At 60.8% G+C, this 17838-nt stretch carries 18 protein-coding genes and 1 other RNA gene; 9 read left to right on the forward strand and 10 right to left on the reverse strand.

The features are described from left to right. The first annotated feature begins 369 nt into the window (after positions 1–369). The 3 genes from pyrC (at position 370) to rnpB (ending at position 2894) form a co-directional block, all read left to right on the forward strand. Positions 370–1452: a dihydroorotase gene (pyrC, locus tag EOS_RS29180; protein WP_047895700.1), complete on the forward strand. Its 1083-nt coding sequence runs from the start codon at positions 370–372 to the stop codon at positions 1450–1452. Between the two features lie 174 nt (positions 1453–1626). Further along, positions 1627–2421, forward strand: a complete 795-nt coding sequence (locus EOS_RS29185) for a DUF3025 domain-containing protein (RefSeq protein WP_053064077.1) — start codon at positions 1627–1629, stop codon at positions 2419–2421. Positions 2422–2476: 55 nt separating this feature from the next. After that, positions 2477–2894, forward strand: an RNA gene (rnpB, locus tag EOS_RS43725) — RNase P RNA component class A. 74 nt (positions 2895–2968) lie between these two features. Here rnpB and EOS_RS29190 read toward each other — a convergent pair. Beyond that, positions 2969–3391 carry an OsmC family protein gene (locus tag EOS_RS29190; protein ID WP_047895663.1) on the reverse strand — a complete coding sequence of 141 codons (423 nt, stop codon included), beginning with the start codon at positions 3389–3391 and terminating at the stop codon, positions 2969–2971. A 638-nt stretch (positions 3392–4029) separates the two neighbouring features. Here EOS_RS29190 and rplM point away from each other — a divergent pair. From rplM to erpA, 3 genes are all read left to right on the forward strand, one after another. Beyond that, complete coding sequence (gene rplM, locus EOS_RS29195; protein WP_031357525.1) at positions 4030–4458, forward strand: 50S ribosomal protein L13; 429 nt, start codon at positions 4030–4032, stop codon at positions 4456–4458. Between the two features lie 11 nt (positions 4459–4469). Continuing rightward, a complete protein-coding gene (rpsI, locus tag EOS_RS29200; protein WP_031357524.1) occupies positions 4470–4862 on the forward strand; it encodes a 30S ribosomal protein S9 in 393 nt (130 codons plus the stop codon). 242 nt (positions 4863–5104) lie between these two features. Next, positions 5105–5470 carry an iron-sulfur cluster insertion protein ErpA gene (gene erpA / locus EOS_RS29205; protein ID WP_031357523.1) on the forward strand — a complete coding sequence of 122 codons (366 nt, stop codon included), beginning with the start codon at positions 5105–5107 and terminating at the stop codon, positions 5468–5470. A 103-nt stretch (positions 5471–5573) separates the two neighbouring features. Here the strand turns inward: erpA and EOS_RS29210 are convergent, their stop codons facing one another. Next, positions 5574–6728, reverse strand: coding sequence for an anhydro-N-acetylmuramic acid kinase (locus EOS_RS29210; protein WP_268760364.1), 1155 nt, complete (start codon positions 6726–6728; stop codon positions 5574–5576). A gap of 373 nt (positions 6729–7101) precedes the next feature. On the opposite strand from EOS_RS29210, the gene tyrS reads away from it, so the two are divergent. Genes tyrS through EOS_RS29225 form a run of 3 tightly spaced genes read left to right on the forward strand, consistent with a single transcriptional unit; the run spans position 7102 to position 9531 of the window. Beyond that, the gene (tyrS, locus tag EOS_RS29215) at positions 7102–8358 is read left to right on the forward strand and encodes a tyrosine--tRNA ligase (protein WP_047895664.1); all 1257 of its coding nucleotides are present in this window, start codon (positions 7102–7104) and stop codon (positions 8356–8358) included. 4 nt (positions 8359–8362) lie between these two features. Beyond that, positions 8363–8821, forward strand: a complete 459-nt coding sequence (gene dtd / locus EOS_RS29220; protein WP_047895665.1) for a D-aminoacyl-tRNA deacylase — start codon at positions 8363–8365, stop codon at positions 8819–8821. A gap of 47 nt (positions 8822–8868) precedes the next feature. After that, entirely contained in the window at positions 8869–9531 is a 663-nt protein-coding gene (locus EOS_RS29225; RefSeq protein WP_047895666.1) for a histidine phosphatase family protein, read from the forward strand. A gap of 39 nt (positions 9532–9570) precedes the next feature. Here EOS_RS29225 and ruvB read toward each other — a convergent pair whose 3' ends face one another. The 8 genes from ruvB to EOS_RS29265 form a co-directional block, all read right to left on the reverse strand. After that, positions 9571–10635, reverse strand: a complete 1065-nt coding sequence (gene ruvB / locus EOS_RS29230) for a Holliday junction branch migration DNA helicase RuvB (RefSeq protein ID WP_047895667.1) — start codon at positions 10633–10635, stop codon at positions 9571–9573. Between the two features lie 85 nt (positions 10636–10720). After that, positions 10721–11302, reverse strand: coding sequence for a Holliday junction branch migration protein RuvA (gene ruvA, locus EOS_RS29235; protein WP_047895668.1), 582 nt, complete (start codon positions 11300–11302; stop codon positions 10721–10723). A gap of 21 nt (positions 11303–11323) precedes the next feature. Next, positions 11324–11866, reverse strand: a complete 543-nt coding sequence (gene ruvC, locus EOS_RS29240; protein ID WP_047895669.1) for a crossover junction endodeoxyribonuclease RuvC — start codon at positions 11864–11866, stop codon at positions 11324–11326. A 105-nt stretch (positions 11867–11971) separates the two neighbouring features. Continuing rightward, positions 11972–13537: a bifunctional phosphoribosylaminoimidazolecarboxamide formyltransferase/IMP cyclohydrolase gene (gene purH, locus EOS_RS29245; protein ID WP_047895670.1), complete on the reverse strand. Its 1566-nt coding sequence runs from the start codon at positions 13535–13537 to the stop codon at positions 11972–11974. Between the two features lie 94 nt (positions 13538–13631). Beyond that, a complete protein-coding gene (locus tag EOS_RS29250; protein ID WP_031357513.1) occupies positions 13632–13865 on the reverse strand; it encodes a Fis family transcriptional regulator in 234 nt (77 codons plus the stop codon). Then, complete coding sequence (dusB, locus tag EOS_RS29255) at positions 13862–14974, reverse strand: tRNA dihydrouridine synthase DusB (protein ID WP_047895671.1); 1113 nt, start codon at positions 14972–14974, stop codon at positions 13862–13864. The genes EOS_RS29250 and dusB overlap by 4 nt, the downstream gene beginning before the upstream one ends. Before the next feature lie 238 nt (positions 14975–15212). After that, on the reverse strand, positions 15213–16439 hold the full coding sequence (locus tag EOS_RS29260) for a UbiH/UbiF/VisC/COQ6 family ubiquinone biosynthesis hydroxylase (protein WP_047895672.1): 1227 nt from the start codon (positions 16437–16439) through the stop codon (positions 15213–15215). Continuing rightward, complete coding sequence (locus tag EOS_RS29265) at positions 16429–17832, reverse strand: aminopeptidase P N-terminal domain-containing protein (RefSeq protein ID WP_047895673.1); 1404 nt, start codon at positions 17830–17832, stop codon at positions 16429–16431. Before EOS_RS29265 ends, EOS_RS29260 begins: the two co-directional genes overlap by 11 nt. Between the last annotated feature and the right edge of the window lie 6 nt (positions 17833–17838).

A 17838-nucleotide genomic window follows, 5' to 3' on the forward strand; every position in this document is an offset into this window, starting at 1 on the left:
TGAATGGAGCTAACCGTTACAATACGGGTTGCCAAAGCATAGCATCGACCAAACCGCCAAAAAATCGCGGCGTTCGACCGCGGGGTGGCATCGTGGTGGAATTTCCACGGTATGGGCGCGGCTCGCGCGAGGAAAACTGACCGATTGCTCCAGCGCGTCGCTGCGCACGCGGTGTTGGAGTGCGATTCGCTTATCCAGCCGGCGGATTTTCGTGGCGAACCTGCGCCCGTTGGGTTGAGGGGTTTTGCAGTGAACGCGTCGTTGCGGCGTGCTTCGGCCCGCCGATGTTCTGCGTGCGTGCTAATGTTTTTATCGTCACCGCTGTCCTTCTGTTTCCGTCATCCGATTATTTTCGCCGTTATCACGCCAATGTCCGCTTCCACGCCTGCTTCCGCCTCGTCCGCATCTTCCGTTGACTCCGTCACGCTCGCGCGTCCCGACGACTGGCATTTGCACGTGCGCGACGGCGCCGTGCTCGCGGCCGTCCTTCCGCACACGGCGCGCCAGTTCGGCCGCGCGATCATCATGCCGAACCTGCGGCCGCCGGTGACGACGACCGGGATGGCGGCGGCGTATCGCGAGCGGATTCTGGCGGCCTTGCCGAAGGATGGCCCGGCCGCGCGTTTCGAACCGCTGATGACGCTTTATCTCACCGACAACACCCCACCCGACGAAATTCGCCGCGCCCGTGAAAGCGGTTTTGTGCACGGGGTGAAGCTTTATCCCGCCGGTGCGACGACCAATTCCGATGCCGGTGTGACGAGCATCGCGAAATGCGCCAAAACGCTGGAGGCCATGCAGGAGCACAACCTGCCGCTGCTGGTGCATGGCGAAGTCACGGACGCGGCCGTCGATATGTTCGATCGGGAGAAGGTTTTTATCGATCGCGTGATGACGCCTTTGCGCCGTGATTTTCCCGCGCTGAAGGTGGTGTTCGAGCACATCACGACGAAGGACGCCGCCGATTATGTCCGCGATGCCGACGGTCCGACCGGTGCCACGCTGACCGCGCATCATTTGCTGTACAACCGGAATGCGCTGTTTGTCGGCGGGATTCGGCCGCATTACTACTGCTTGCCGGTGCTGAAACGCGAGACGCATCGCGTGGCGCTGGTGGCGGCGGCGACGTCGGGAAATCCTCGGTTTTTCCTCGGCACGGACAGCGCGCCGCACGCGAAGGGGCTGAAGGAGCACGCGTGCGGCTGTGCCGGTTGTTACACGGCGCTGCACGCGCTGGAGCTCTATACGCAAGCCTTCGATCAGGCTGGTGCGCTTGAGCGGCTTGAGGGTTTCGCGAGCTTTCACGGCGCGGACTTTTACGGTTTGCCGCGTGCGACGGAACGTGTGACGCTGCGCCGGGAACCGTGGACGCTACCCGCCGAATTCATGGCCGGCGGTGACGAAATCGTGCCGCTGGGCGGGGGAGAATCGATTGGCTGGCGCATGGAGTGACGGCTGCCGGGGCACGTCATGCGTATGCCTCGGCGTGCCGGATAATTAATTCCTGGACCTTAAAGCCCGTGCCTCTCTCTAGCTACTCGCATGTCCGACCGGGAAAATTCACCGAAGCCTGAATGCGCGGGATCATCGTCGGGGCTATCCGATGCCCGCGTGGCGGAGAGTTTTATGGGCATCGACTGGTCCAGCCCGTGGCTTGCGCCACTTGCCGAGCGCGGCGAACGCTGGCGCCAGGCCGCACTCGATAGCTACCCTGCCTATCTTTCCATCCTTAACGCCGATGCCCGCACCGACCCGCGTGTAACCGGACGTGGCAAGCCGCTGTCGTTCATCGCGCAGGACGAGTTGCCGGCGGGCGCCTCATATGAAGGGCATATCGCCGAGACTGGCTGCGTGCCGACGCGCTACAACCTGCACGATTTCTTCAACGGCACGATGTGGTTCCAGTACCCGCGCATCAAGGCGGCGCTGAACGCTCGCCAGGCCGCGGAAATCGATGTGCTCGGCATTGGTCCGACGCGAGGCGCGGCGCGCGACGCCCTGACGCTGTTCGACGAAAACGCCGTCCTTTTTGCGTGCGCCGACCCTTCGCTTGCCGCTGCGCTTCGCGCATTCGACTGGCACACGTTGCTCGTCGAACAACGCGATGCCTGGGGCTGCCGATGCGAGGCGCGCATCTTCGGCCACGCGCTGCTGGAAAAGCTGGTCGCGCCGTACAAGGCGTGCACGGGACACGCGTGGATCGTCGAGGTCGAGCCAGCCTATTTCTTCGCCACCGATGCCGAGCGCCGCGCCACCCTCGACAATGCTGTGTCCGAACGCTTAAAGAGCGAAGCCGTTTCCAGCCAATATTTCACGCCGTTGCCCGTGCTGGGCGTGCCGGGCTGGTGGCAGGGGAACGAAACTCCGTCCTTCTACGACGACTCCCAAGTTTTCCGATCCGGCCGCCGGCCGCGCGCTTAGCCAGCACAATGAGCCCGACGGCGAGGCTGCGCGCCCATGCTAAAATCAGTGCTGCAAAGCAGGCCAGGCAGTCGCGGCTTTTCCGGTTTCGGCCGGAGAGGGCGAGGAAAGTCCGGACTCCACCAGGCAGGGTGATGGCTAACGGCCATCCGTGGCGACACGCGGAACAGGGCAACAGAAAGCAAACCGCCGATGGCCCCGGGCGCAAGCCAGGGGATCAGGTAAGGGTGAAACGGTGCGGTAAGAGCGCACCGCGGCTGCTGCAAGGCAGACCGGCAAGGTAACCTCCACCCGGAGCAATTCCAAGTAGGCAGGCGCGCATCTTCGCGATGCAGGACGGTGCCTCCGTCTCGTCTGCGGGTAGGAAGCTTGAGCGCGTCAGTAATGGCGCGACTAGAGGAATGGCTGCCACGCGCCTCACGCTTTCGGGTGTGATGCGTGCACAGAATCCGGCTTATCGGCCTGCTTTGTGACTATTTAAAAAGAAAGCCGGCGTCAGTGATGACGCCGGCTTTTTTCGTCTTCGTATTTTCGATGCGCGCGGCGTCTAGCTCGCGACGATATCGAACGAATGCGTCAACTCAGCCGTCTTGGCAAGCATGATCGACGCGGAGCAGTATTTATCGTGTGACAGGTTGATCGCGCGCTCGACCGTCGCGGGATTCAGGTTCTTGCCCGTCACCGTGAAGTGGAAGTGGATCTTCGTGAACACTTTCGGATCCTCGCTAGCACGCTCGGCCTTGAGCGTCACCGAGCAGCCCGCGATTTCCTGACGGCTTTTCTTCAGGATCATCACGACGTCGTACGCGGTGCAGCCGCCCGTGCCGAGCAACACCATTTCCATCGGCCGTGGTGAAAGATTGCGGCCACCGCCTTCCGGCGCGCCGTCCATGGTGACCAGATGGCCGCTGCCCGTTTCCGCGGCAAACGCCATTCCGTCCTGTCCCATCCAGCTAACTTTGCATTCCATGAGAAAACTCCGGGTGCCGTAAGGGCACTTGTTTAATCGTGTTGATTGTAGCGTTTTAGCTGATTGTAGGAATCGAAGCCGTGTTTCTTTCCAAGCTTAGCCGCAGCGCATTGTTGCATTGCGATACGTAAGATGAATCCGCAATTTCCCTACTAGGGATAAGGGGTTTTGATGAGCGCCTACGCTTCCTGTGCTTTCTTGATCTATAGTAAGTTACTGATTATAAATACTAAATTTATGAGATCCTCGTTTCGTCATAATTTTGCATTATGAAACTCTATCCCATAATGCAAATTTACTTGCTTTGCACAAAAGCACTTCATATACTTGCTCTCACTGGTTGTCGCAGTCCGACAAACACACAGCGTCTCCTCCACCTCCTCCTAGGTGGATTCAGCCCGAGCCCAAGGCTCGGGCTTTTTTTCGTCTGCTTTTTCGTCGATTTCGGTCCTGACCTGGGGCACATTAGCTTGCTGAACAGGCAAGTTTTGACTTCACATCAAAATTTCCCTTATAATTCAAAGTTCTCTATCCGCACCATGCCCGCGGACGAGAAACAGGGAGAGCCCGCACGCGCCTCGATGCGCACTTACATACAAGCGGGACATCACAGGGCAGAATTATTTTTTGGATCGATCATGAAGACGTTTTCCGCAAAAGCCCATGAGGTGACGCGTGAATGGTACGTGATTGACGCGACGGATAAGGTTCTCGGACGTGTCGCCAGTGAAGTGGCCGCCCGACTTCGCGGCAAGCACAAACCCGAGTTCACCCCGCACGTCGACACTGGCGATTTCATCGTCATCATCAACGCCAGCAAGTTGCGCGTTACGGGCAACAAGGGTACTGACAAGAAGTACTACCGTCACTCGGGCTACCCGGGCGGCATCTACGAAACGACGTTCAACAAGATGCAAGAACGCTTCCCGGGCCGTGCGTTCGAGAAAGCGGTCAAGGGCATGTTGCCGAAAGGTCCGCTCGGCTACGCTATGATCAAGAAGCTCAAGGTCTACGCTGGCGCAACGCATCCGCACACGGCTCAACAGCCTAAAGCGCTCGAGATCTAAAGGGAGCCCATATGATCGGTAATTGGAATTACGGTACGGGCCGCCGCAAGAGCGCCACTGCCCGCGTGTTCATCAAGTCCGGCACGGGCGTGATCATCGTCAATGGCAAGCCCATTGCTGATTATTTCTCGCGCGAAACATCGCTGATGATCGTGCGCCAGCCGCTGGAGCTGACGAGCCACGCCACCACGTTCGACATCAAGGTCAACGTGAACGGCGGCGGTGAGACGGGTCAGGCAGGCGCAGTTCGCCATGGCATCACGCGTGCCCTGATGGACTACGACGCTACGCTGAAGCCCACGCTGTCGCAAGCCGGCTTCGTTACCCGCGACGCACGTGAAGTCGAACGTAAGAAAGTTGGTTTCCACAAGGCACGTCGCCGGAAACAATTCTCGAAGCGTTAAGCTGGTTGGCGGTTTCGTCGTTATTACGGCGAAATGGCTCGAAAAAGCCGCCTGCGTGTATGCGCTGGCGGCTTTTTTCGTGGCGGATGGTCGCGGATCGCGGCAATTCGTCAGCGGTGCCCTAGGCAGCCGCGGCAAATTCGGGATAGTGTGGAGTGATAGCCTATTGATTACATGGGCTTCCAGCACGATATTGAGATCAGCCCTACAATAGGCACTAGAAGCTTTTTTGGAGAGTTCGAATGAACGCTGTCACCGACACCCCCACGACCGAAATGCCGCTGCCGTTCGTTTTCACCGACGCAGCAGCTGACAAGGTCAAGCAACTGATTGACGAAGAAGGCAATCCGGAACTGAAGCTGCGCGTATTCGTGCAGGGCGGCGGTTGTTCGGGTTTCCAGTATGGTTTCACGTTTGACGAAGCCATCAACGAAGACGACACCGTGATGGACAAAGCTGGCGTCCAGCTCCTGATTGATTCGATGAGCTATCAATACCTCGTCGGCGCCGAGATCGACTACAAGGATGATCTGAACGGTGCGCAGTTCGTGATCAAGAATCCGAATGCAACCAGCACCTGCGGTTGCGGATCGTCGTTCTCGGCCTGATTCTGATCGGATTACGCGGTAGCAGTGCAGATGTGAAACGGAGCCTTCAGGCTCCGTTTTTGTTTTTGCGCGGGCGTACCGGGCTGTTCGTTGCGGGCGGCACTCAGCGCGGATAAATCGCCCCCAAAACCCGTTCTCCCGCGGCGCCCGTTACCGCCGGGACACTGCCCGGCTTACGCGCCACGCAACGCATGGCCAGCCATGCGAATGCCAATGCTTCGACCTGTTGGGGCGGCACGCCGAGCGCGTCGGTGGTCATTACGGGGACACCCGCCACGCCGGTCTCTCCAAGCGCCTGCTCGATCGCCTTCATCAGCACCGGATTACGGGCGCCGCCGCCGCACACATAGACCGCACGGCAATCGGATGCATGCCGCTCGATTTCTCGCGCGACGGTAATGGCTGTTAGCGCTACGAGCGTTGCTTGTACATCCTCGGGCGAAACCTTCTCAAAACCCACGAGTTTGGTGTCGAGCCACTCAGGATTGAACAAGTCGCGCCCGGTGCTTTTGGGTGGCTGCTGTTCGAAGAACGGTTCATCGAGCAAGACGTTCAACAGCGGTTGATGCACCTGGCCCTGCGCTGCGAAATGACCGCCTTCGTCGAAGGGGCGTTGCAGATGGCGATGCGCCCATTCGTCCAGCAATGCATTGGCTGGCCCGCAATCGAAACCGTGCACGCCGCCGTCGGCCGAGAGAATGGTGATATTGCTGATGCCGCCAAGATTGCAGACCACGCGCGTTTCGTTCTTGCTGCCGAAAATGGTCGCGTGGAACGCCGGGACGAGCGGTGCGCCTTGGCCGCCCGCGGCGACGTCGCGGCTACGAAAATCGGCGACGATGTCGATGTTGGTCATTTCAGCAAGCAGCGCAGGATTGTTGATTTGCCGCGTGTAACCCTTTTCCGGCCGATGCCGCACCGTCTGCCCGTGTACGCCGATCGCGCGGACTTTCGCAGACGAGTAACCGCTCATGCTCGCCAGTTCGTGACAACACACGGCGTAGCGCGTGGCGAGCGCGTTCGCCGCGAGGGCTTCGCGTTCCAGTTCATTGTCGCCTGGGGCCTGAAGGGCGAAAAGCGCGTCGCGCAGGCCTTGTGAGAACCCGACATGAGCCTCGCCAAGCACGACGGGTGGCTTGCCGGCCGTGAACTGGACGGCAATGCCGTCTACGCCATCCATGCTTGTGCCCGACATCAGCCCGAAATACACGCCGTCCGCCATGTCGCTTGTTTCCGTCGCCTCGGTCCGTCGCGCCACATTGCTCTCCTGTTCGATGCGGGTTCGCCGACGACCGCTGGTCGGGGCGCCATCGTAGAAATTCGTTTGGCCAAATCGGCCGCGATGGACCGATTATCCACGCATCGATGCAACTCGTTAAGCCGCTGGCCATTCAGCCATGTTTGGCGCAGGGTATCCCGAGCCGCAACGTCCGAAACATGGCCGAACGGCCAACGCGCGGGGAAAACGGGGCGAAGGCGCACGACATCACGTAAAATCCGTTGCCTGAACAAGCGAATGCCGCACGATTTTCCGCGTTCGAACGCGACTGTGAACGTGCCCGGAAACAGCGGCTATTGCCAGATACGCGCCCGTTAGCGCCCCGAATAAATCACCCGAAAAAGTTGCAAGCATGACCACTGAACCGAACGACTCTCCGGCTTCGGCTGCGAAAACCTTGCCCCTCACCGACGAAGTGCAGGCCGCGCTTGCTATCGCGAAACGGGGCTGTGACGAGTTGCTGATCGAAGCCGAGTTCGCGCAAAAGCTCGCTCGCAGCGCCGTGAACGGCAAACCGCTGCGCATCAAGCTTGGGCTCGACCCGACCGCGCCTGACATCCATATTGGCCATACGGTCGTCCTGAACAAGATGCGCCAGTTGCAGGATCTCGGCCACACGGTGATCTTCCTGATCGGCGACTTTACTTCGCTGATCGGCGATCCATCGGGGCGTAACGCCACGCGGCCGCCGCTTACGCGCGAGCAGATCGAGTCGAACGCGAAGACCTATTTCGAACAGGCTGCGCTCGTGCTGGATCGTGAGAAGACCGAGATTCGTTACAACAGCGAGTGGTCAATGCCGCTCGGCGCCGACGGCATGATCAAGCTCGCCTCGCGCTATACGGTTGCGCGAATTCTTGAACGCGAGGATTTCACGAAGCGCTATCAAGGCGGCGTGCCGATCTCGATCCATGAGTTGCTCTATCCGCTGATGCAGGGTTACGACTCGGTTGCGCTGAACGCCGATCTCGAACTCGGTGGCACGGACCAGAAGTTCAATCTGCTCGTGGGCCGCGAATTGCAAAAGCAATATGGCCAGGAGCAGCAATGCATCTTGACCATGCCGCTGCTGGAAGGGCTGGACGGCGTCGAAAAGATGTCGAAGTCGAAACACAACTACATCGGTATCAGTGAGAAGCCGACCGACATGTTCGGCAAGCTGATGAGCATCTCCGACACGCTCATGTGGCGCTATTTCGAGCTGCTGTCGTTTAGAAGTATCGAAGAGATTGCGCGGTTCAAGAGTGAAGCCGGGGGTGGTCGCAACCCGCGCGATTTCAAGGTGCTGCTGGGGCAGGAAATCGTCTCGCGTTTCCATTCGCCGGCCGACGCCGAACGGGCATTGGAAGACTTCAATCATCGTGCGAAGGGCGGTGTGCCGGATGAGATTCCGTCCGTGACGCTCAGCGGCGCACCGCTCGCTATCGGGCAATTGCTCAAGCAAGCCGGGCTGGTGCCTTCGACTAGCGAGGCGCTGCGCAATATCGAGCAGGGTGGCGTGAAGATCGATGGCGCGACGGTGTCGGACAAGGGCTTGAAGATCGAGGCGGGCGAGTTTGTCGTGCAGGTCGGCAAACGCCGCTTCGCGCGCGTCACGCTGGCGGCGTAAGCGCGTGATCGCACTCATTCAGCGCGTTTTGCGGGCCGACGTGCGCGTGGGTGACCGCGTGACGGGTGCGATCGATGCGGGCTTGCTGGCGCTTGTGTGCGCGGAGCGTGGTGACACGCCTGCGGTCGCCGACAAGTTGCTGGCAAAGATGCTGGCGTATCGCGTCTTCAGCGACGCCGCTGGCAAGATGAATCTGCCGGTGAGGGATATCGACGGTATGGGGCGTGCCGGCGGCGTGTTGCTGGTGTCGCAATTCACGCTCGCGGCGGATACCTCAAGCGGGCTGCGGCCAAGCTTCACGCCCGCCGCGCCGCCTGAGGAAGGCCGCAGGCTCTTCGAATACTTCGTTGCGCAGGCGCGCGCCGCGCATCCGATAGTCGAGACCGGCGAGTTCGGAGCGGACATGCAGGTGTCGCTGGTCAATGACGGGCCGGTCACTTTCTGGTTGCAAGTACGTCCCTGATGTTTTGTCACTGCGCCGGCTGACCAGGCGCGTCCTCTGGAATCCCCATGACCACGCAAGTCCTCTTCATCAGGCACGGCGAAACTGACTGGAATCGCATCAAGCGGATTCAGGGGCATATCGACATTCCGCTCGCCACAACCGGCATCGCGCAGGCAGGGCAGCTTGCCCAGCGTCTTTTGCGGGAGTCGAAGGAAGGCGCGCCGCTAGACGCGGTGTATTGCAGCGATCTGCTGCGTGCCCAGCAAACGGCAAAACCGTTTGCGAACGCACTCGGTTTGTCACTGAACCTGAATGAAGGTCTGCGCGAACGTTGGTACGGCGACTTCCAAGGTCACGACAGCGAAGAAATCCGCGCGAAGTATCCCGCTGAATATGCTGTCTGGCAGAGCCACGATCCGGATTTTGCTCCGCCCGGCGGCGAGTCGCAAAGGGCCTTCTCACAACGCGTGTTACGCGCCGTCGAGCCGATCGTGGCGACGCATCCGGATGGACGCGTCGCGTGTGTCGCGCACGGCGGCGTGCTGGATTGCATCTATCGGTTCGTGCGTGGAATTCCGCTCGACGCGCCGCGCGATTGGCCGTTGCTGAATTCGAGCATCAACGTGGTGGACTTCGAGAATGGTCAGGCGAAGGTCGTGTCGTGGGGCGATGTCGCGCATCTTTCGTCCCCCAGCAGCGACGACGACCTTAAGGAAGTGCCGCGCTAGCTTGATCGGACATCGGCTTGAGCTCAAGGCTGTTGAGGCTTACGTATCCAGATTTGCGTCCCACAGATCGCGAACGGGACCCGCGTCCGGGGCGGCGAGACCAAAGTGGCGATACGTGAGCAACGTGGCGACGCGTCCGCGTGGCGTGCGCTGCAAGTACCCCTGCTGGATCAAATAGGGCTCGAGTACGTCTTCAATGGTGTCGCGCTCTTCACCAATTGCCGCAGCCAGATTGTCGACCCCGACCGGGCCGCCATCGAACTTATGCAGGATGGCTTCCAGCAGTTTCCGGTCCATCAGGTCGAAGCCGACCGGATCGACGTCGAGCATTTTCAACGCGGCATCGGCCACTTCGGCCGTGATGTTGCCGTCCGCTCTGACCTCGGCATAATCGCGCACGCGGCGAAGCAGCCGGTTCGCAATCCGAGGTGTGCCGCGCGCCCGCTTTGCAATCTCCAGCGCACCTTCCGGCACGATATCCGCCTTGAGCAACGACGCTGAGCGCGTAACGATCCGCGCCAGTTCGCTCGCGGTGTAGAACTCCAGCCGCGACACAATGCCGAAGCGATCGCGCAACGGATTGGTCAGCATGCCAGCACGCGTGGTCGCGCCAACCAGCGTGAACGGCTGCAAATCCAGCTTCACGCTGCGCGCTGCAGGACCTTCGCCGATCATGATGTCGATCTGATAATCCTCAAGCGCCGGATACAGGATTTCCTCGACGACCGGCGACAGCCGGTGGATTTCGTCGATGAAAAGCACGTCGTTCTTTTCGAGGTTGGTCAGCAGCGCGGCGAGATCGCCGGCGCGTTCCAATACTGGCCCCGAGGTTTGCCGCAGATTCACGCCCATTTCCCGCGCGATGATGTGCGCGAGCGTGGTCTTGCCGAGACCCGGTGGCCCGAATAACAGAACGTGATCGAGCGCTTCAGAGCGCCGCCGTGCGGCCTCGATAAAGATCTGCAGCTGATCCCGGATCTTCTCCTGCCCGACGTATTCCTCGAGCTGACGCGGCCTCAGCGCCCGCTCGAACACTTCCTCGTTCGGCGAGACCGGAGTAGCCGAAATGATGCGTTCGGCGGCGAGTTTGTCGGTTTCTATCATGCGTCGATTGTACAGCGTCGCTAAAACGCCGAAAGCTGGCCGGTCGGCCGACTGTTGGCCGGATCAGTCGCATGGGAGACTGGCTTCAGCTCTTGGACAACGCCTTCAGGGCCAGTTTGATGCCCTCGGAGACGCCCGTGCCGGCTGGAACATTCTTGACCGCCATGAGCGCTTCTTTATCGGAGTAACCCAATGCCAGCAATGCATTCAGGATATCGCTCGCGTGATCCGGACCGGTCACGGCGCCCGCCGCCGTGCCCAGATCCGCACCCAGCTTGCCCTTCAATTCGAGCAAGAGGCGTTCGGCTGTTTTCTTGCCAATGCCAGGCGTACGCGTCAGGCGCGCAGCGTCCTGCATCGTCACCGCTTGCGCCAGTTCCTGAACGCTCATACCAGAGAGCACTGCCAGCGCCATACGCGCGCCGATCCCGCTGATCTTGAGCAACTCGCGGAAGGTCGTGCGTTCCTGCTGCGTGCCGAAGCCGTACAACAAATGCGCGTCTTCACGAACGATCAACTGAGTCAGCAGTACAACCTTTTCGCCGCTGTTCGGCAGGTTGTAGAAGGTGCTCATCGGCACGGCGATCTCATAACCGACGCCGCCGCAATCAACCAGCAAATACGGCGGGTTCTTTTCCAGCAAAACGCCTGCGATACGACCAATCATGGTGGAGAGCTTGTAATGGAGTTAGCCGACAAGGCGGCCGCGCCGTACGCGCAGGCCCTTTTTAGCCAGCGATGGCGCGATGCCGCCGAGTGCCGTCATCGCACCACCTGCATGCGCGTGACAGATGGCCATGCCGAGTGCGTCGGCGGCATCGGTGCCGGGCACGCCGGTGAGTGCGAGCAAGCGCACCACCATCTGCTGCATTTGTTCTTTCGTTGCACGGCCGTAGCCCACCACGGCTTGCTTTAACTGCAACGCGGTGTACTCGGCCACTGGCACGCCGTTCGCAACCAGGCCGCAAATAGCCGCGCCGCGGGCCTGGCCGAGCAGCAGCGTCGATTGCGGGTTGACGTTCACGAACACCTTCTCGATCGCGGACTGATCGGGCGCGTGCTGCCTGACGAGCGTCGAAATGCCTTCGAAGATCGTATGGAGACGCGACGGCAAATCGGCGTCGGCGGTTTTGATGACGCCGCTGGTCACGTAGGTGAGCGTTTGGCCGGTCTTGTCGATGACGCCGAAACCGGTCACGCGCAGGCCCGGGTCAATACCAAGAATTCTCATGGAGTGCCGTTGGAACGTAGTGCTTGCGATACTAACAGCGCGGCGCAGAAAGTAAAAAGCCCGGTGCGCCTGCCGGCCACCGGGCTTTCTGAAGGTGAAGCGTGCTTAGTGACGGAAGTGACGCGTTCCGGTGAGCACCATCGCGATGTTGTGCTCGTCGGCAGCGGCGATCACTTCGTCATCGCGCATGGAGCCGCCCGGCTGAATCGCGCAGGTCGCACCCGCATTCACGACGACGTCGAGGCCATCGCGGAACGGGAAAAACGCATCCGATGCCACAGCCGATCCCGCCAGCGACAACCCGGCGTTCTGCGCCTTGATGCTGGCAATGCGCGCCGAATCCACGCGGCTCATTTGCCCCGCGCCCACGCCGAGCGTCATGCCGCCGCCGCAGAACACGATAGCGTTCGACTTCACGTACTTGGCGACGCGCCAAGCGAACAGCAGATCGTCCATTTCCTTCGGTGTCGGATGACGCTTCGTGACCACGCGCAGCTCATGCTGCTGCACGTTCTTCGAATCCAGCGATTGGACGAGCAAGCCGCCGCCCACGCGCTTCAGATCGAACGCGTTGTGGCCATCGCCGAGATCGATCTGCAACAGACGCACGTTCTGCTTCGCCGCGAAAATCTGCTTTGCGGCTTCGCTGAACGAGGGCGCCATCAGCACTTCCACGAACTGTTTCGCAACGGCCTGCGCTGCCGCTTCATCCACTTCGCGATTGAACGCGATGATGCCGCCGAACGCCGACGTCGGATCGGTCTGGAACGCCTTCGAATACGCCTCGCGCGCATCCGCGCCAATCGCCACGCCGCACGGATTCGCGTGCTTGATGATCACGCAGGCCGGCACGTCGAAGGTCTTCACGCATTCCCACGCAGCATCGGAATCCGCGATGTTGTTGTACGACAGCTCCTTGCCCTGCAACTGCTCGTAGTTCGCCAGCGCGCCAGCCGGCGTCGTGAGATCACGATAAAACGCGGCGCTTTGATGCGGGTTCTCGCCGTAACGCAGATCTTGCACCTTGGTGAACGCGAGGTTGAACGTCGACGGGTAGGTGTTGCGGCTCTTGTGCTGCAACTCGTCGGTCAGGCTCGTCAGGTAGTTCGTGATCGCGCCGTCGTATTGCGCGGTGTGCGCGAAGACTTTGGTCGCGAGCTTGAAGTTCGTCGCGTAGCTGACGGTGTTTTTAGCCGAACGCATTTCGTCGAGGACCGTCGTGTAATCCGAAGGATCGACAATCACGGTCACATCGCGATGATTCTTGGCGGCCGAACGCAGCATGGTCGGGCCGCCGATATCGATGTTTTCGATCGCATCTTCCAGCGAGCATTCTTCCTTCGATACCGTCTGCACGAACGGATACAGGTTCACCACCAGCAAGTCGATGGTCGGAATGCTGTGTTGCTCGAGCGCGGCCATGTGTTCCGGCAAGTCGCGACGCGCCAGGATGCCGCCGTGAACCTTCGGGTGCAGCGTTTTTACGCGGCCGTCGAGCATCTCCGGGAAACCGGTGTAGTCGGCGACTTCGGTGACGGGCAGGCCGGCATCGGCGAGCAGTTTTGCGGTGCCGCCGGTCGAAAGCAGGCTGACGCCTAGCTCCGACAGCGATTTCGCAAATTCGACGATGCCAGACTTGTCGGAAACGGAAAGGAGCGCTTGCTTGATCATGATGGGAACGGCGGAAGCCGGTAGGGGAGTCGAGGGAATCAGGAAATTCGAGTCGACCGCCGTACGCCGCGACGGTCCGGATAAAACAGATGCGTCAAATCAGGCCGTGCTGTTGGAGCTTCTTGCGCAGCGTGTTGCGGTTGATGCCGAGAAACTCCGCCGCGAGCGACTGGTTGCCCTCGGCTTGCTTCAGTACAACTTCCAGCATCGGTTTTTCGACGCACGAAATCACCATCTCGTAGACGTCGTGCGGTTTCGAGCCGTCCAGGTCCTGGAAATAATTGTCCAGGCTCTGGCGGACGCATTGTTCTATGTGATGTCTACTCATGCGGCTAGTCGGTCTGTGTGGTTCTGCCCGTCGCACGATTCTTGCGCTTCGTCGTTGCCGCCGCGCTCGGCGTCCGCGCCGAGTTCCTCGACATAGACGAGGCGGTCGGACAACGCCTTTTGGGCGTCGAAGAATTCGTTCACGGCGAGCAATTGTTCTCGTGTGGAGTCCAGCGTGTTCATCCGATGTCTGAACGTGTTGGCGCCGGAAAGGCCGCGAGTGTACCAGCCGATGTGCTTGCGCGCTGTACGAACGCCCGTGAATTCGCCATAGAAATCATAGTGATCTTCGAGATGCTCATTCATCAGTAACTGGATCTCGTCGATACGCGGCGCCGGCAAATGTTCGCCCGTCGCCAGAAAGTGTTCGATCTCGCGAAAGAGCCACGGACGGCCCTGCGCGGCGCGGCCGATCATGATTGCATCCGCGCCGGTGATGGCGAGCACGTGACGCGCTTTTTCGGGCGTGGCAATGTCGCCGTTTGCTACCACCGGAATGCGCACGGAAGCTTTGACGGCCGCGATGGTCTCGTATTCCGCGTCGCCTTTGTACAGATCGGCGCGCGTGCGGCCATGCACGGTCAGCATCGAAATGCCTGCGTCCTGCGCGATGCGCGCAACGTTCAGCGCGTTTTTGTTCTCGCGATTCCAGCCCGTGCGGATTTTCAGCGTGACGGGCACGGCATCGGGACCAACGCCGACCGCGTTCACCACGGCCTGTACGATCTGCGCGACCAATGTTTCGTTTTGCAGCAATGCCGACCCAGCCGCCACATTGCAGACTTTTTTGGCTGGGCAGCCCATGTTGATGTCGATGATCTGCGCGCCGTTCGCGACGTTGTGACGCGCGGCTTCGGCGAGCATTGTCGGATCGGCGCCGGCGATCTGAACCGAGATCGGCTCCACTTCGCCGGCGTGATTCGCGCGACGCAGCGTTTTCTCGCTTTTCCACAATTGCGCATTCGACGCGACCATTTCGGACACCGCGTAACCCGCACCCATGCGCTTGCACAACTGCCGGAACGGCCGGTCCGTCACACCCGCCATGGGGGCGACGAACAAGTTGTTGCGCAAAATATGGGGGCCGATGGCCGGTGTGGAAATGGGCATGAAACTCGCGGCGTCCCGGATCGGAGGGACGCAAAAGCGCTTAAGGAAACGCGTATTTTAACGCGAACGCGCTGGGTCAATTAAGTCCAATCGACGGGCAAATTGTTAAATCCTCTATGAAACTTACGAACGTCATAGAGTAAAAGCACGACTTTGGGTAGATGAATGCCGTATCGGTAAGGCATGTGGTCATTCACCGCAAGCAAGCGCGCAACTTACGCGCCTGACTCGAGAAGAATCAGCGTCGCTGCCCGAACATCATCTGCCGTGCCAGCACGGTCTTAACCGGCGGGACAAATTCCAGCGCGCTCAATGCCAGTCCGCGCAGCGCTGCGAGCGGTGGGAAGTCGATGGTGAAAAGACGCGCGAGAGTGTCGGTGGCACCGATCGTCATGCGCCGGTCCAGCGCGCGTCGTTGAGCAAAAAGACTCAAGGCAACCGTTGACGGGCCATTCGTCGATAACGCGTCGCAAAGCGCGTGGGCATCGCGGAGACCGAGATTGAGCCCTTGTCCGGCGACCGGATGCAGCGTTTGCGCCGCGTTGCCGATAGCGACCGTGCGCCTGTCGACGAGCGCATTCAGCGCGTTTAGTCCGAGCGGGAACATGGCTCGTCCCGCGATTCGCGTGAAGCGGCCCAAGCGTTCGCCGAATGCCGCGCCTAGTTCGGCGAGGAACGCATCGTCAGGGAGTTGCGATCGGCGAGCCGCCTCTTCAGGATCGCAGCACCAGACGAGCGCGTAGTCCGCCTGACGCGCGCCGCCGCAGGGCAGCAGTGCGATCGGACCCTCGGGCGTGAAGCGTTCCCATGCGACGCCAGGTTGGGGCGACGACACGCTCACCGTCCCGACGATAGCCGTCTGACCATAATCGCGCGTGTTCTTGACGTCGGCTGAAAGAGCCGAAGAAGTGTCCGTTTCCTTATACAACCCGCCTTCAGCGTTCACCAGAATGCGCGCGCGGATCGTGCGGTCGCCGATTGCCGAATGGATCGGCAGCGTGACGCCGTCGTGATCGTGCAGGGGCGTCGATGCGGTGGTTTCCGTGAACCAATGCACGCCAGTTTTGCTCACGGCCTGCGCCAGCGTTGTAACAAGCGAGCCATAACGCACGACATATCCGAGCGCGGGCAAACCGTGCTCATCGTGATCGATCAGCGTGCGGCCGAATTGACCGCGTTGCGAAACGTGAATGCGTTTGATCGGCGTGGCATCGGCGGGAAAACCGAGCGACGATTCGAGCATCGCGCGGCTTCCATGCGAAACCGCGATGGCGCGTGGATCAGCCGACGCCGCGCCAGGTTCGCGCGCATCGATCAACGCCACCGATAAACGCGATGTCGCACTCCGCTTCGCCAGCCAGCCGGCAAGCGCAAGCCCGACGGGTCCCGCGCCGACAATCGCTATATCGAAGTGATAGTCGGCAGGCGGTGCATGGCCGATAGTTTCTGCAGTTTCAATTTGCATCTGGCGTTTGCGCGTCGCGCATCAAGGCTTCGATTTCGTTGGCATCGACGGGCACTTCGCGCGTCGTCAACTCGCAGCCATTGTCGGTGACGATGGCGTCGTCCTCGATCCGGATGCCGATGTTCGCATAACGTTCCGGCACGTCTTCGGCCGCGCGAATGTACAGGCCCGGCTCGATGGTCAGCGTCATGCCCGCCTTCAACGTGCGCCACGCGCGTGCGCCCTGGTCGTCGAGTTGCGCGTGCGCGTCGCGGTAATCGCCGGCATCGTGCACGTCCATGCCGAGCCAATGTCCCGTCCGATGCATATAAAAACGCTGATAAGCGCGCTCGGCGATGACATCGTCGACGGTTGCGAACTTGTTCTTGTCGACAATGCCCGTGTCCAGCAAACCCTGCGCCAACACACGCACCGCCGCTTCGTGCGGCGCGTCGAAACTGACGCCCGCGCGAGTCGCGTCGACGGCGGCGTATTGCGCGGCCAGCACGATGTCGTAGATTTCCCGTTGCGCCGATGTGAACCGCCCGCTCGCCGGAAACGTGCGCGTGATGTCGGACGCGTAGCCGTCGAGCTCGCACGCGGCGTCGATCAGGATCAGGTCGCCTTCGCGCACGATCGCGTTGCCTGCGGGGTAATGCAGCGTGCAGGCATTTGCGCCGGCTGCGACGATCGTGCCGTAGGCGGTCGCTTGCGCGCCGCGTCGGCGAAACGTGTAGAGCAACTCGGCTTCGATTTCGTATTCGTGCATCCCGGGGCGGCAGGTTTGCATTGCGCGCCGGTGTGCAACGGCTGAGATCGTCCCGGCGCGCCGCATGATCGCGAGTTCGTGCGCGTCTTTGATCAGACGCATTTCGTCGAGCATAGGCAGCAGGTCGTTTGCTCTCAATGGCGCTTTCACACCGATCCGGCTTTGCGCCCGAACCGCCGCGAGCCAGCCGCGCACTTGCGCGTCGAGCTCGGCGGAACTGCCGAGCGCGTAGTGCAACGCGGGTTTGTCGGCGAGCAGGCGCGGCATTTCTGCGTCGAGCTGATCGATCGGGAATGCCGCGTCGAAACCCAGCGCGAGACGCGCGCCTTCGGGACCGTACCGGAAACCGTCCCAGGTCTCCCGCTCGGCGTTTTTCTCGCGGCAGAACAGGATGGCGGCGGGCGCGTCGGCTTCAGCGCTGGCGTCGAGTACCAACGTCGCTTCGGGTTCGGTGAAACCCGTCAGGTAATAGAAGTAGCTGTCGTGGCGGAACGGATAATCGGCGTCGCGATTGCGCATGACTTCGCGCGCAGTCGGCACGATGGCGATGCCGCCGCCCGATTCACGCAGCGCCGCGAGGACGCGTTCACGGCGGCTGCGATAGACGTCGATGGCTAAGGATTGGGCTTCAGTCGATGAGTTCATGCAGCG

This window comes from Caballeronia mineralivorans PML1(12) (assembly GCF_001028175.1).
GTDB classification, from domain to species: Bacteria; Pseudomonadota; Gammaproteobacteria; order Burkholderiales; family Burkholderiaceae; genus Caballeronia; species Caballeronia mineralivorans.